Raw genomic sequence first — 13,038 nt, 5'->3', positions numbered from 1 at the left:
TTCACTATGGCAGGAAATAAACCCTTCAACAAACAACAGACTGATGCTCGTGAGCGCGATCTGCAGGTCGCCGGGCTGAAAGTACCGCCGCACTCGATTGAAGCGGAACAGTCGGTGTTGGGCGGTTTAATGCTGGATAACGAACGCTGGGACGATGTCGCCGAGCGCGTGGTGGCGGAGGACTTTTACACCCGCCCACATCGGCATATTTTCACCGAAATGCATCGCCTGCAGGAGATGGGAAAACCTATCGACCTGATTACGCTGGCAGAGTCGCTGGAGGTTCAGGGACAACTGGACAGCGTCGGCGGTTTTGCTTACCTGGCTGAGTTATCTAAAAACACGCCAAGTGCGGCGAATATTAGCGCCTATGCTGATATCGTCCGCGAACGCGCCGTTGTTCGTGACATGATTTCGGTGGCCCATGAAATTGCGGAAGCGGGTTTCGATCCGCAAGGGCGCTCCAGTGAAGACCTGCTGGATCTCGCGGAATCCCGCGTCTTTAAAATTGCCGAAAGCCGCGCCAATAAAGACGAAGGCCCGAAAAATATTACCGATGTGCTCGACGCCACCGTCGCGCGTATTGAACAGTTGTTCCAGCAGCCGCACGACGGTGTCACCGGGGTGAATACCGGCTATGACGACCTCAACAAAAAGACCGCGGGTCTACAGCCGTCGGACTTGATTATTGTCGCGGCGCGTCCGTCAATGGGCAAAACGACATTTGCAATGAACCTCGTCGAAAATGCGGCGATGTTGCAGGATAAGCCGGTTCTTATCTTCAGTCTTGAAATGCCCTCAGAACAGATCATGATGCGTTCTTTGGCCTCGCTCTCACGCGTAGACCAAACCAAAATCCGTACCGGTCAACTGGATGATGAAGACTGGGCGCGAATTTCCGGAACAATGGGTATTTTGCTGGAGAAACGAAACATCTATATTGATGATTCCTCCGGTCTGACGCCAACGGAAGTGCGATCGCGCGCACGCCGTATCGCCCGTGAACACGGCGGTATCGGACTTATCATGATCGACTACCTGCAGCTGATGCGTGTACCGTCGCTTTCCGATAACCGTACGCTGGAAATTGCCGAAATTTCCCGCTCGCTGAAAGCGTTAGCGAAAGAACTGCATGTGCCGGTGGTGGCGCTGTCACAGCTTAATCGTTCTCTGGAACAACGTGCTGACAAGCGCCCGGTCAACTCAGATTTGCGTGAATCAGGCTCTATTGAGCAGGATGCCGACTTAATCATGTTTATCTATCGTGATGAGGTTTATCACGAAAACAGCGACCTGAAAGGGATCGCAGAAATCATTATTGGTAAGCAACGTAACGGCCCAATCGGTACGGTACGTCTGACGTTTAACGGACAGTGGTCGCGATTCGATAATTATGCGGGCCCACAATACGACGACGAATAAATCTCCGTCATCCTTCATGCTGCAGATGCGTTGGCTACGCCTGTTCACCCCGGTCACTTAGTTTACTAAGCTCCCGGGGATTCTCAGGCTTGTCGCCTTTCTGCAACACGAATGATTTAGGCGATTCTTTTATTAAGGAATTAAAATGCAAGCGGCAACTGTTGTCATTAACCGCCGCGCTCTGCGACACAACCTGCAACGTCTGCGTGAACTGGCACCTGCCAGTAAACTGGTTGCGGTCGTGAAAGCGAACGCTTACGGCCATGGTCTGTTAGAGACCGCGCGAACGCTCCCGGATGCGGACGCTTTTGGTGTCGCTCGTCTTGAAGAAGCCCTGCGGCTACGCGCGGGAGGGATCACGCAACCCATCCTGCTGCTGGAAGGCTTTTTTGATGCAGCCGATCTGCCGACGATTTCCGCGCAGCGCCTGCATACTGCCGTACATAACCAGGAGCAGCTTGATGCTCTGGAAGCGGCCGAACTGACTGAACCTGTCACTGTCTGGATGAAGCTCGATACGGGTATGCACCGCCTGGGCGTACGCCCGGAGCAGGCTGAGGCGTTTTATCAGCGCTTGACGCAATGTGAAAACGTGCGCCAGCCGGTCAATATCGTTAGCCACTTTGCCCGTGCCGACGAACCTGAGTGTGGCGCGACCGAAAAGCAGCTCGATATCTTCAATAGCTTTTGCGAAGGTAAACCGGGGCAGCGATCAATTGCTGCATCTGGCGGTATTTTGCTGTGGCCGCAGTCTCACTTCGACTGGGCGCGTCCGGGTCTGATTCTGTACGGTGTATCGCCGCTGGAAAATCACTCCATCGGAGAAGATTTTGGCTGCCAGCCAGTGATGTCACTGACATCAAGCCTGATTGCCGTGCGCGAGCATAAAGCTGGTGAGCCAGTGGGTTATGGTGGCACATGGCAGAGCGAACGCGACACACGTCTCGGAGTGGTGGCGATGGGGTATGGCGATGGTTATCCGCGAGCTGCGCCGTCGGGTACGCCGGTGTTGGTTAACGGCCGTGAAGTGCCGATTGTCGGTCGTGTTGCGATGGATATGATCTGCGTTGATTTAGGCCCAGAGGCGCAGGATAAAGCGGGCGATCCCGTGATCCTGTGGGGCGATGGCCTGCCTGTGGAACGCATCGCTGAAATGACAAAAGTAAGTGCTTACGAACTTATCACGCGCCTGACCTCAAGGGTGGCGATGAAATATATCGATTAATTACCTGATATGCCGGATCAGGCGTGACCGCCGCCATCCGGCAATATTCTCACCGACTGCAACATCCTCTCGATCTTCTCCCGCTTCCGGTTTATTGTGTTCTTATCCCACTGCCTGTAAACCTGGAGAACCACACGTGTTTCAAAAAGTTGACGCCTACGCTGGCGACCCGATTTTATCGCTCATGGAGCGCTTTAAAGAGGATTCACGTAGCGACAAAGTGAACCTCAGCATTGGTCTGTATTACAACGAAGATGGGATTATTCCTCAACTTAAAGCCGTTGCAGAAGCGGAAGCCCGCCTCAATGCGAAGCCGCATGGCGCTTCGCTGTATTTGCCGATGGAAGGTCTGAACACGTATCGCCATACCATTGCGCCGCTACTGTTCGGGGCGCAGCATCCGGTACTCCAGCAACAGCGTGTGGCAACGATTCAGACGCTGGGGGGGTCTGGTGCGTTAAAAGTGGGAGCGGACTTCCTGAAACGTTACTTCCCTGATTCTGGCGTATGGGTCAGCGATCCGACGTGGGAAAACCATATCGCGATTTTTGAAGGTGCGGGATTCGAAGTAAGTACTTACCCATGGTATGACGACGTGACTAATGGCGTTCGTTTCAACGACCTGCTGGCAACATTGAGCACCTTGCCAGCGCGTAGCATTGTGCTGCTCCATCCGTGCTGCCATAACCCGACGGGTGCGGATTTAACACCAGCACAGTGGGATGCGGTTATTGAGATCCTGAAAGCGCGCGACCTGATCCCGTTCCTCGACATTGCCTACCAGGGCTTTGGTGGCGGAATGGAAGATGATGCCTACGCCATCCGCGCGATTGCGAGTGCTGGTTTACCGACTCTGGTCAGCAACTCATTCTCGAAGATTTTCTCGTTGTATGGCGAACGTGTTGGCGGGCTTTCTGTGGTGTGTGAAGACGCAGATGCCGCCAGTCGTGTTCTGGGGCAGCTAAAAGCGACGGTTCGTCGTAACTACTCCAGCCCGCCAAACTTTGGCGCACAGGTTGTTGCCGCGGTACTGGGTGATGAAGAGCTGAAAGCCAGCTGGCTGGCGGAAGTTGAGGTAATGCGTACCCGTATTCTGGCGATGCGTCAGGAATTGGTCAACGTGCTGAACGCTGAGATTCCGGGCCGTAATTTCGACTACCTGCTGCAACAGCGTGGTATGTTCAGCTATACCGGGCTGAGTGCGGCTCAGGTTGACCGCCTGCGTGATGAGTTTGGTGTTTACCTGATTGCCAGTGGACGCATGTGCGTTGCGGGCTTGAATCACGGCAACGTGAAGCGGGTTGCGAAGGCATTTGCCGCAGTAATGTAATTAGGTGCCGGATGGCGGCGAAAATGCCTTATCCGGCCTACAAAGGCATATGGATTTTTCATTTGTAGGCCTGATAAGCGCAGCGCCATCAGGCACGTTTCCCTGTGTGATCGTCCTCTTTTTCTGTAACAAAACCAGAGAAAATCCTTCCTTTCCCTTCCCCCAGGGGGTAAGGTCAGATAGTTTTTTGACCAGTTGTTAAATAAAAAATCATAACTAACTGACTACTTAGGGAAAAATATGCGCAAGATTACTTTGGCACTGAGTGCCGTTTGTTTATTGTTCACGTTGAATCAGCCAGCCCAGGCTTTAGTTTCTTCTCCTTCTCAGCTCAATCCAGGTACTAACGTTGCAAAACTTGCTGAGCAGGCCCCCATTCACTGGGTCTCTGTTGCACAAATTGAAAATAGTTTGACGGGCCGCCCGCCGATGGCCGTTGGCTTTGATATCGATGATACGGTTCTCTTTTCCAGTCCGGGCTTCTGGCGCGGTAAAAAAACGTACTCCCCGGACAGCGAGGATTACCTGAAAAACCCAGCCTTTTGGGAGAAAATGAACAACGGTTGGGATGAATTCAGCATTCCGAAAGAAGTAGCGCGGCAGTTGATTGATATGCACGTGCGTCGTGGGGACAGCATCTTTTTCGTGACCGGACGCAGCCCGACGAAGACCGAAACGGTCTCTAAAACGCTGGCTGATAACTTCCACATCCCGTCTGCAAATATGAACCCGGTTATTTTTGCCGGTGACAAGCCTGGGCAGAACACCAAAACGCAGTGGTTGCAGGAAAAAAATATCCGCATGTTCTACGGCGACTCCGATAATGACATCACCGCCGCTCGCGATGTCGGTATCCGCGGGATTCGTATTCTGCGCGCCTCTAACTCTACCTATAAGCCGCTGCCACAGGCAGGAGGGTTTGGCGAAGAGGTGATCGTAAATTCAGAGTATTGAGGTCACCGAATGCGGGGTGATGATTTTTTAAACAAATTTACGTTACCGGCTTTTACCTTTTGCGGACTTGCTGCACACTGAATAAATGATGTTCTCATTAGGCGACTTGCTGGTAAGGGGAATAAAAATGACGAATTCGGAGTTGCTGCAATACTGCATGGCGAAAACAGGCGCGGAGCAGAGCGTGCACAGTGACTGGAAAGCCACACAAATCAAAGTCGAAGATGTGCTCTTTGCCATGGTAAAAGAGGTGGAAGAACGCCCGGCAGTCTCTCTGAAAACCAGCCCAGAACTGGCGGAGTTGTTACGCCAGCAGCATAGTGATGTCCGGCCAAGCCGGCATCTGAACAAAGCACACTGGAGTACGGTGTATCTGGACGGCTCGTTGCCGGATTCACAAATTTATTATCTGGTCGATGCCTCTTATCAGCAGGCGGTGAACACGCTACCGGAAGATAAACGCCGGATACTGGCGCAGCCCTGATCCGTTTCGCCGGATGCGGCGCAAGACCTTATCCGGCCTACAGATATTTATGTATTTTCGGCCCGTTTCGTAGGCCTGATAAGCACAGCGCCATCAGGCGCAACCGTTGCCGGGTGCGGCGCAAGCGCCTTATCCGGCCTACGGCTATTTATGTATTTTCGGTCCGTTTCGTAGGCCTGATAAGCACAGCGCCATCAGGCGCAACTGTTGCCGGGTGCGGCGCAAGCGCCTTATCCGGCCTACGGCTATTTATGTATTTTCGGTCCGTTTCGTAGGCCTGATAAGCACAGCGCCATCAGGCGCAACCGTTGCCGGGTGCGGTGCAAGCGCCTGATCCGGCCTACGGCTATTTATGTATTTTCGGTCCGTTTCGTAGGCCTGATAAGCACAGCGCCATCAGGCACAGCCATTGCCGGGTGTGGTGCAAGCGCCTTATCCGGCCTACAATATTTACGGCTATACTGCAGGCCTGATAATTTCAGCGCTATTACAGCAGCGGTTTGAGGAAGCGGGCCGTGTGTGAGGCTTCACACTCAGCAACTGTTTCTGGCGTACCAGAGACCAGAATTTCGCCGCCGCCGCTACCCCCTTCCGGACCGAGGTCGACAATCCAATCGGCTGTTTTAATCACGTCCAGATTGTGCTCAATCACCACAATGGTGTTGCCCTGATCCCTGAGCTGATGTAACACGTCAAGCAGTTGCTGAATATCGGCAAAATGTAGCCCGGTTGTGGGCTCATCAAGAATATACAGCGTCTGCCCGGTACCGCGTTTTGACAGCTCACGCGCCAGCTTCACGCGCTGGGCTTCACCGCCAGAAAGCGTGGTCGCAGACTGGCCCAGTCGAATGTACGTCAAGCCAACATCCATCAACGTTTGCAACTTACGCGCCAGCGCAGGAACAGCATCGAAGAACTCGCGAGCTTCTTCAATCGTCATATCCAGCACTTCGTGGATGGTCTTGCCCTTGTACTTAATCTCCAGCGTTTCACGGTTATAACGCTTACCTTTACACTGGTCGCACGGCACGTAAATATCTGGCAGGAAGTGCATTTCGACTTTGATCACGCCATCGCCCTGGCAGGCCTCGCAGCGCCCACCACGAACGTTAAAGCTGAAACGACCTGGCGTGTAACCACGCGCACGGGATTCCGGTACGCCGGCAAACAGTTCGCGCACTGGCGTAAACACGCCGGTGTAGGTTGCCGGGTTGGAACGCGGTGTACGACCAATCGGGCTTTGGTCAATGTCGATCACTTTGTCGAAATGTTCCAGACCCTGAATATCCCGGTATGGCGCGGGCTCTGCCAGCGTGGCGCCGTTAAGCTGAGTTTGGGCAATCGGGAATAATGTGTCGTTAATCAGCGTCGACTTCCCGGAACCGGACACGCCGGTAATACAGGTGAACAGACCCACCGGCAGCGTCAGGGTGACATCTTTCAGGTTGTTGCCGCGTGCGCCAGTCAGCTTCAGCACTTTTTCCGGATCAGCCGCAACACGTTGTTTTGGCACTTCAATCTTGCGTTTACCGCTCATGTACTGGCCGGTTAACGATTCCGGTACGGCCATGATGTCTTCCAGCGTCCCTTCGGCCACAACCTGACCACCGTGAACGCCTGCACCTGGGCCAATGTCGATAACGTGGTCGGCGGCGCGAATGGCATCCTCATCGTGTTCAACCACAATCACGGTGTTACCCAGATTGCGCAGATGGATAAGTGTCCCGAGCAGGCGTTCGTTATCACGCTGATGCAGACCGATTGACGGTTCATCCAGCACGTACATCACACCGACCAGACCTGCGCCAATCTGGCTTGCCAGACGAATACGTTGTGCTTCGCCACCGGAGAGTGTTTCTGCTGAACGGGACAGTGTCAGATAGTTCAGGCCTACGTTGACCAGGAACTTAAGGCGGTCGCCGATCTCTTTGAGGATTTTCTCGGCAATCTTCGCCCGTTGACCTGCAAGTTTCAGGTTGTTGAAGAAATCCATTGCATGGCCGATGCTCATGTCGGAAATCGCAGGCAATGGCGTATTCTCGACAAACACGTGACGGGCTTCCCGGCGTAAACGGGTTCCGTCACAGCTGGCGCAAGGTCTGTTACTGATAAACTTGGCTAACTCTTCGCGGACTGCACTGGATTCCGTCTCTTTATAGCGACGTTCCATATTGTGCAATACACCTTCAAACGGGTGGCGACGTACGGACGTATCGCCACGATCGTTCATGTATTTGAATTCGATATTCTCTTTGCCGGAACCGTATAGCACCACTTTGTGGACCGTAGGATTCAGGCTGGCCCACGGGGCTTCTACATCGAATTGATAGTGCTCAGCCAGAGACTTAAGCATCTGGAAGTAATAGAAATTACGGCGATCCCAGCCACGAATCGCCCCGCCTGCCAGCGACAGTTCCGGGTTCTGGATCACACGGTCCGGGTCGAAGTACTGTTGTACGCCAAGACCATCGCAGGTCGGACACGCGCCTGCCGGGTTGTTGAACGAGAACAACCGTGGCTCCAGCTCGCGCATGCTATAACCACAAATAGGGCAGGCGAAGTTGGCGGAGAAGAGCAGCTCTTCTGCTTTCGGGTCATCCATATCAGCGACCACTGCCGTACCACCGGAAAGCTCCAGCGCGGTCTCAAACGATTCGGCCAGACGTTGAGTGAGATCGTCACGTACCTTGAAGCGGTCAATCACGACTTCGATAGTGTGTTTCTTTTGCAGCTCAAGCTTAGGCGGATCGGAAAGGTCGCACACTTCACCATCAATACGTGCGCGGATATAGCCCTGGCCTGCCAGGTTTTCCAGCGTTTTGGTGTGCTCACCTTTGCGTTCTTTAATTACCGGTGCCAGCAGCATCAGGCGCTTGCCCTCTGGCTGCGACAGGACGTTGTCTACCATCTGGCTGACCGTTTGCGCCGCCAGCGGCACGTCGTGATCCGGGCAGCGTGGCTCGCCAACGCGGGCATACAGCAGGCGCAGATAATCGTGAATTTCGGTAATTGTCCCAACCGTGGATCGCGGGTTATGCGACGTCGATTTCTGCTCGATTGAGATGGCGGGAGAGAGCCCCTCAATGTGGTCGACGTCCGGTTTTTCCATCAGCGACAGAAACTGACGTGCGTACGCGGAAAGGGATTCAACGTAACGACGCTGCCCTTCGGCATACAAGGTGTCGAAAGCGAGCGAAGATTTGCCTGAGCCCGAAAGCCCGGTGACGACAATCAGCTTGTCGCGCGGGATGACGAGGTTGATGTTTTTGAGATTATGGGTGCGGGCGCCCCGAACTTCGATCTTATCCATTCATCTTTCCCGGATTAAACGCTTTTTTGCCTGGCTGCATGGTGCTACCGGCGATCACAAACGGTTAATTATGACACAACCCAACCTGAATGGATATACAGTATTGGAATGCAAAACACAGGCGTCTGTGCAACAATGTCTGGCTGAGGTTGTTTACTGGAATCAACTTCGCAACGTAGTAAAAGCGCTATTGGAAATGCTACAATCCCGCGCTTACACTTATTCAGTAACGTTTTTCAGGAGACACGATCATGGCCAGCAGAGGCGTAAACAAGGTGATTCTCGTCGGTAATCTGGGCCAGGACCCGGAAGTACGCTATATGCCGAATGGTGGCGCAGTTGCCAACATTACGCTGGCTACTTCCGAATCCTGGCGTGATAAAGCGACCGGCGAAATGAAAGAGCAGACTGAGTGGCACCGTGTTGTGCTGTTCGGCAAACTGGCGGAAGTCGCCAGCGAATATCTGCGTAAAGGTTCTCAGGTCTATATTGAAGGCCAACTGCGTACTCGCAAATGGACCGATCAATCCGGCGTAGAAAAATACACCACTGAAGTCGTTGTTAACGTTGGCGGCACCATGCAAATGCTGGGTGGTCGTCAGGGCGGCGGCGCACCGGCGGCAGGTGGTGGTCAGCAGCAGGGTGGTTGGGGTCAGCCTCAGCAGCCACAAGGCGGCAACCAGTTCAGCGGTGGCGCACAGTCTCGCCCGCAGCAATCCGCTCCGGCAGCACCGTCTAACGAACCGCCGATGGATTTCGACGACGATATTCCGTTCTAATCCCTCTGCTTTATTTCGTTAATCAGGGTTGCCCCAGTGTCGGGGTAACCCCATTCCTTTCTGTTATCAGTTCAACACCATCGGCCAGTCTGGCGGAGTATGGCTCATCACGTCGAGCATCACGGATCCGATGTTATTCCAGATAGTGGATACATCTACCAGGGTGATACCGAGTAATCCGGTTGCAAACCAGCAGGCAAAAACAAGCCCTAAACCGCTACTGATAACGGCCAGTCCAACATAATCTGATTTACGAAAACGAATATTGAGCGTACTGGCTAAAAACATCAGTACTGCGCTGAGCAGTTGCCACCGCAGAAGAACCACGCCAGTTGTTATTGTTGCCATGAAAAACGTCCTCAGAAAGTCTTGATGCCCAGGACAGCGCGGGGGTGTTCACAGAGGGTGTGGTACTCTGGCTATCGACGGGCAATAACATGAATGAAACAATGTTTCTGTTACATTAATTCTGTGAACTATATCACAACTGCTCGTTTGTTCACCAGTATCTGACGTTATTTTTGCCTGTCATTACCCATTGTAGTTGTGTGGTTATTTGGGTTCATAAACGAATAATAAATTATGCGTTATGTAAGATGCATTCATGTTGCTTGTTTTCTTTATCCGAAATTAATCGTTAAAAAAGTTAATGTGTTTTATACGTGCCGTCAGTATAACGCGTGTAAAACATTACTCCTTCTTGATAATGATGTTGCAAAATAAGCGTAACTTTAAGTTTGCCTTACGGGAAAATAATATCATCATCCACTATTATCAGACTTTTACATAGAGACGTCTGTTGATAATGTTGATAGATTCATGCAACTTAACCAGCTGGTGTTTATAGCATCCTGCCTTGATGGGTACTGGCATATACGAAACAGGGAAATAGGGCTGACATGAATCTCAGTGCGCAAAGCAAGATGCTGAAGCTCCTCGGCACGCTCACGGTGGTATTGCTCCCCGTGGTGCTGGCGCTATGGTTTGCTCATATCCGGGCGATGTCCGAAACCCGCACTCAACTCCGCTCTTTTGCTCAACTGGTGTTAAATAAAACGGAACTGGTGATCCAGCAAGCCGATTTAGCGCGTGATATGGCTCAACTGTATCAGGGCAAGATGTGTACCCCTGCACATCAGAAAAGTATGCTGAATATTATTCGCGGGCGTTTATATATCAGCGAGCTAATTTATGCACAAGCTGATCATTTTTTGTGCTCTACGTCGATGGCGCCGTCAGTTCCCTATATTATGCCAACCGCTGACTATAAACGTACGCCGGACGTTTCGATCTATTACTATCGCGATACGCCTTTTTTCTCTGGCTACAACATGACGTATATGCAAAGAGGAAACTACGTCGTAGTCATTAACCCATTATCTTACAGCGAAGTCATGTCAGATGACCCTGGCCTATTGTGGGGCGTCTATGACACGATAACGGATACTTTCTTCTCCGCCAGCAATCAGGCGCATGTTAAGCAATTTCTGCCACTGGTACGCGGTAAAGCCTCTACCTTCCAACTGGACGATCGGTTCTATACCATCGTTCGTTCTGAGAAGCGCCCGATCGCGATTATTGTTTCGACTACCAGCGATCGCGTCCATCAAAATTTCTATCACGAAGCCGCACTAACGGTCCCCTTTGGAGTGATCTGCAGCATTCTGATGCTGTTGATGTGGTGGCGCACGCGCCAGCAGTACCATTCCCCTCGTCGTTTGCTAAGACGTGCACTGGAAAAGCGCCAGCTACGCCTGCATTACCAGCCGATCATCGATATCAAGAATGGTCAATGTGTGGGGGCCGAGGCGCTGATGCGTTGGCCAGGTTGCAAAGGTGAGGTCATGAGCCCGACGGAATTTATTCCGCTGGCTGAAAAAGAAGGCATGATTGAAAGGATCACGGATTACGTGGTCGAAGAAGTGTTCAATGATTTAGGGTATTTTCTTTCTGCGCATCCCCAGATTTATATCTCAATTAACCTCTCAGCTTCTGATTTCCATTCATCCCGACTGATTGCCCTGATCGCTGAGAAAGCGCGTGATTACTCAGTAGCTGCTCAGCAAATTAAAGTCGAAGTGACGGAACGTGGATTTATTGATGTGCAGAAAATGACCCCGGTAATCCAGGCATTCCGTCAGGCAGGTTATGAAGTGGCATTTGATGATTTTGGGACGGGATATTCCAATCTGCACAACCTGGCGGCACTGAACGTGGATATCCTGAAGATTGATAAATCTTTTATTAGTACGCTGGCGACCAACAGCACCAGCCACCTGATTGCCGAACATATCATCGAGATGGCGCAAAGCTTACATCTGAAGACAATTGCTGAAGGGGTGGAAACGGCAGATCAAATTGAATGGCTGCTTGAACGTGGCGTTCAGTATTGTCAGGGGTGGTACTTTGCGAAAGCGTTACCGCCGCAGGAGTTTATGCACTGGCTACAGCGCTCGCCCGCCATACTGACGCAGAGCGGGCAATAATCTTACAGGCGATGACGGTAGTCGCTGGGAGTGCGATCAAACTCGCGACGGAACACCCGTGAGAACGTTTGTTGCGACACATAGCCGAGATCCATTGCGATATCGAAAATAGGTCGTTCGGTCGTCCGTAGTTCCACGGCGGCTAACAAAAGTCGGCGCTGGCGGATATAGTCACCCAACGTCTGACGCATCACCGTGCGGAACATCCTCTGTAAATACCACTTCGAGTAACCTGATTTTTTCGCCACCGCCTCAATGTTCAGCGGTTGATCGATATGTTCATCAATCCATTCAATAAGGGTCTGAATTATCTGCTGATGGGACATAGGGCTGCCTCTTTCTCAGTATTCGATTCGTCGTTTTGTCTGTGGGCGAGTATAATTCCTCAAGTTAACTTGAGGTAAAGCGATTTATGGAAAAGAAATTACCCCGGATAAAAGCGCTGCTCACGCCAGGTGAAGTCGCAAAACGTAGCGGTGTAGCGGTATCAACTTTGCACTTCTATGAAAGCAAAGGGTTAATCAGCAGTATGCGCAACAGTGGCAATCAGCGTCGATACAAACGTGATGTGTTGCGTTATGTTGCGATTATCAAGATTGCTCAACGCATCGGGATCCCACTGGCAACGATTGGCGATGCGTTAGGGGTATTACCTGAAGGGCATTCACTCAGTGCCAAAGAGTGGAAGCAGCTCTCGTCGCAATGGCGTGAAGAACTGGACCGACGTATTCATACTCTGGTGGCATTACGTGATGAGCTGGATGGTTGTATTGGTTGCGGTTGTTTATCGCGCAGCGATTGCCCGTTGCGTAACCCAGGCGACCAGCTTGGCGAGCAGGGAACCGGGGCGCGCCTGCTGGAAGATGATTGATGGGTTTGAAATATGTGACGGGTATAAAACTAAAGCGCCACAGAGGGCGCTTTAGTTTGGTTCCGGTCTTTGTCTTTCACTCTATCCCGCTGGTTCACGGGAGGGTTTCCCCCGACATCAACACCCCTCAGTCGAGCACATTAGGGGAGGTTCCGGCTTGTGTTGATAAGGTAAGTG

The 13,038-nt window shown here is 52.1% G+C and carries 11 protein-coding genes; 8 read left to right on the top strand and 3 right to left on the bottom strand.

The features are described 5' to 3' along the window. Positions 1-6 precede the first annotated feature (6 nt). From dnaB to NNO03_RS08510, 5 genes are all read left to right on the top strand, one after another. Entirely contained in the window at positions 7-1,422 is a 1,416-nt protein-coding gene (gene dnaB / locus NNO03_RS08530) for a replicative DNA helicase (RefSeq protein ID WP_137381179.1), read from the top strand. Between the two features lie 145 nt (positions 1,423-1,567). Beyond that, positions 1,568-2,647 carry an alanine racemase gene (gene alr, locus NNO03_RS08525; protein ID WP_271449294.1) on the top strand — a complete coding sequence of 360 codons (1,080 nt, stop codon included), beginning with the start codon at positions 1,568-1,570 and terminating at the stop codon, positions 2,645-2,647. Between the two features lie 136 nt (positions 2,648-2,783). Next, the gene (tyrB, locus tag NNO03_RS08520; protein ID WP_271440971.1) at positions 2,784-3,977 is read left to right on the top strand and encodes an aromatic amino acid transaminase; all 1,194 of its coding nucleotides are present in this window, start codon (positions 2,784-2,786) and stop codon (positions 3,975-3,977) included. 240 nt (positions 3,978-4,217) lie between these two features. Continuing rightward, positions 4,218-4,931, top strand: coding sequence for an acid phosphatase AphA (aphA, locus tag NNO03_RS08515; protein WP_271449293.1), 714 nt, complete (start codon positions 4,218-4,220; stop codon positions 4,929-4,931). Positions 4,932-5,058: 127 nt separating this feature from the next. Further along, positions 5,059-5,415: an MmcQ/YjbR family DNA-binding protein gene (locus tag NNO03_RS08510; RefSeq protein ID WP_006688292.1), complete on the top strand. Its 357-nt coding sequence runs from the start codon at positions 5,059-5,061 to the stop codon at positions 5,413-5,415. Positions 5,416-5,902: 487 nt separating this feature from the next. On the opposite strand, the gene uvrA is transcribed toward NNO03_RS08510, so the two are convergent. Further along, positions 5,903-8,725 (bottom strand): excinuclease ABC subunit UvrA, encoded by a 2,823-nt coding sequence (gene uvrA / locus NNO03_RS08505; RefSeq protein WP_271449292.1) that lies wholly within the window; start codon positions 8,723-8,725, stop codon positions 5,903-5,905. Between the two features lie 251 nt (positions 8,726-8,976). Between uvrA and ssb1 the strand changes: the two genes are divergently transcribed. Then, the gene (ssb1, locus tag NNO03_RS08500; protein WP_271449291.1) at positions 8,977-9,504 is read left to right on the top strand and encodes a single-stranded DNA-binding protein SSB1; all 528 of its coding nucleotides are present in this window, start codon (positions 8,977-8,979) and stop codon (positions 9,502-9,504) included. 66 nt (positions 9,505-9,570) lie between these two features. Here ssb1 and NNO03_RS08495 read toward each other — a convergent pair whose 3' ends face one another. Next, entirely contained in the window at positions 9,571-9,852 is a 282-nt protein-coding gene (locus NNO03_RS08495) for a YjcB family protein (RefSeq protein ID WP_271449290.1), read from the bottom strand. Positions 9,853-10,403: 551 nt separating this feature from the next. Between NNO03_RS08495 and NNO03_RS08490 the strand changes: the two genes are divergently transcribed. Further along, positions 10,404-11,990 carry an EAL domain-containing protein gene (locus NNO03_RS08490; protein WP_271440969.1) on the top strand — a complete coding sequence of 529 codons (1,587 nt, stop codon included), beginning with the start codon at positions 10,404-10,406 and terminating at the stop codon, positions 11,988-11,990. Between the two features lie 2 nt (positions 11,991-11,992). On the opposite strand, the gene soxS is transcribed toward NNO03_RS08490, so the two are convergent. After that, positions 11,993-12,316, bottom strand: coding sequence for a superoxide response transcriptional regulator SoxS (gene soxS, locus NNO03_RS08485; protein WP_005132611.1), 324 nt, complete (start codon positions 12,314-12,316; stop codon positions 11,993-11,995). 86 nt (positions 12,317-12,402) lie between these two features. Between soxS and soxR the strand changes: the two genes are divergently transcribed. After that, positions 12,403-12,861 carry a redox-sensitive transcriptional activator SoxR gene (gene soxR / locus NNO03_RS08480; RefSeq protein WP_003826630.1) on the top strand — a complete coding sequence of 153 codons (459 nt, stop codon included), beginning with the start codon at positions 12,403-12,405 and terminating at the stop codon, positions 12,859-12,861. Positions 12,862-13,038 lie beyond the last annotated feature (177 nt).

This window comes from Citrobacter sp. Igbk 16 (assembly GCF_028069755.1).
Taxonomy (GTDB): domain Bacteria; phylum Pseudomonadota; class Gammaproteobacteria; order Enterobacterales; family Enterobacteriaceae; genus Citrobacter.
The sequence above is the reverse complement of the archived record's forward strand: the minus strand, read 5'-3'. Positions and strand labels throughout refer to the sequence as shown.

Excerpts from the sequence above, each read along its gene's own strand:
- ssb1 (WP_271449291.1), top strand. The coding sequence starts at position 8,977 with ATGGCCAGCAGAGGCGTAAACAAGGTGATTCTCGTCGGTAATCTGGGC.
- uvrA (WP_271449292.1), bottom strand. The coding sequence starts at position 8,725 with ATGGATAAGATCGAAGTTCGGGGCGCCCGCACCCATAATCTCAAAAAC.
- alr (WP_271449294.1), top strand. The coding sequence starts at position 1,568 with ATGCAAGCGGCAACTGTTGTCATTAACCGCCGCGCTCTGCGACACAAC.
- dnaB (WP_137381179.1), top strand. The coding sequence starts at position 7 with ATGGCAGGAAATAAACCCTTCAACAAACAACAGACTGATGCTCGTGAG.
- soxS (WP_005132611.1), bottom strand. The coding sequence starts at position 12,316 with ATGTCCCATCAGCAGATAATTCAGACCCTTATTGAATGGATTGATGAA.
- NNO03_RS08490 (WP_271440969.1), top strand. The coding sequence starts at position 10,404 with ATGAATCTCAGTGCGCAAAGCAAGATGCTGAAGCTCCTCGGCACGCTC.
- aphA (WP_271449293.1), top strand. The coding sequence starts at position 4,218 with ATGCGCAAGATTACTTTGGCACTGAGTGCCGTTTGTTTATTGTTCACG.
- soxR (WP_003826630.1), top strand. The coding sequence starts at position 12,403 with ATGGAAAAGAAATTACCCCGGATAAAAGCGCTGCTCACGCCAGGTGAA.
- NNO03_RS08495 (WP_271449290.1), bottom strand. The coding sequence starts at position 9,852 with ATGGCAACAATAACAACTGGCGTGGTTCTTCTGCGGTGGCAACTGCTC.
- NNO03_RS08510 (WP_006688292.1), top strand. The coding sequence starts at position 5,059 with ATGACGAATTCGGAGTTGCTGCAATACTGCATGGCGAAAACAGGCGCG.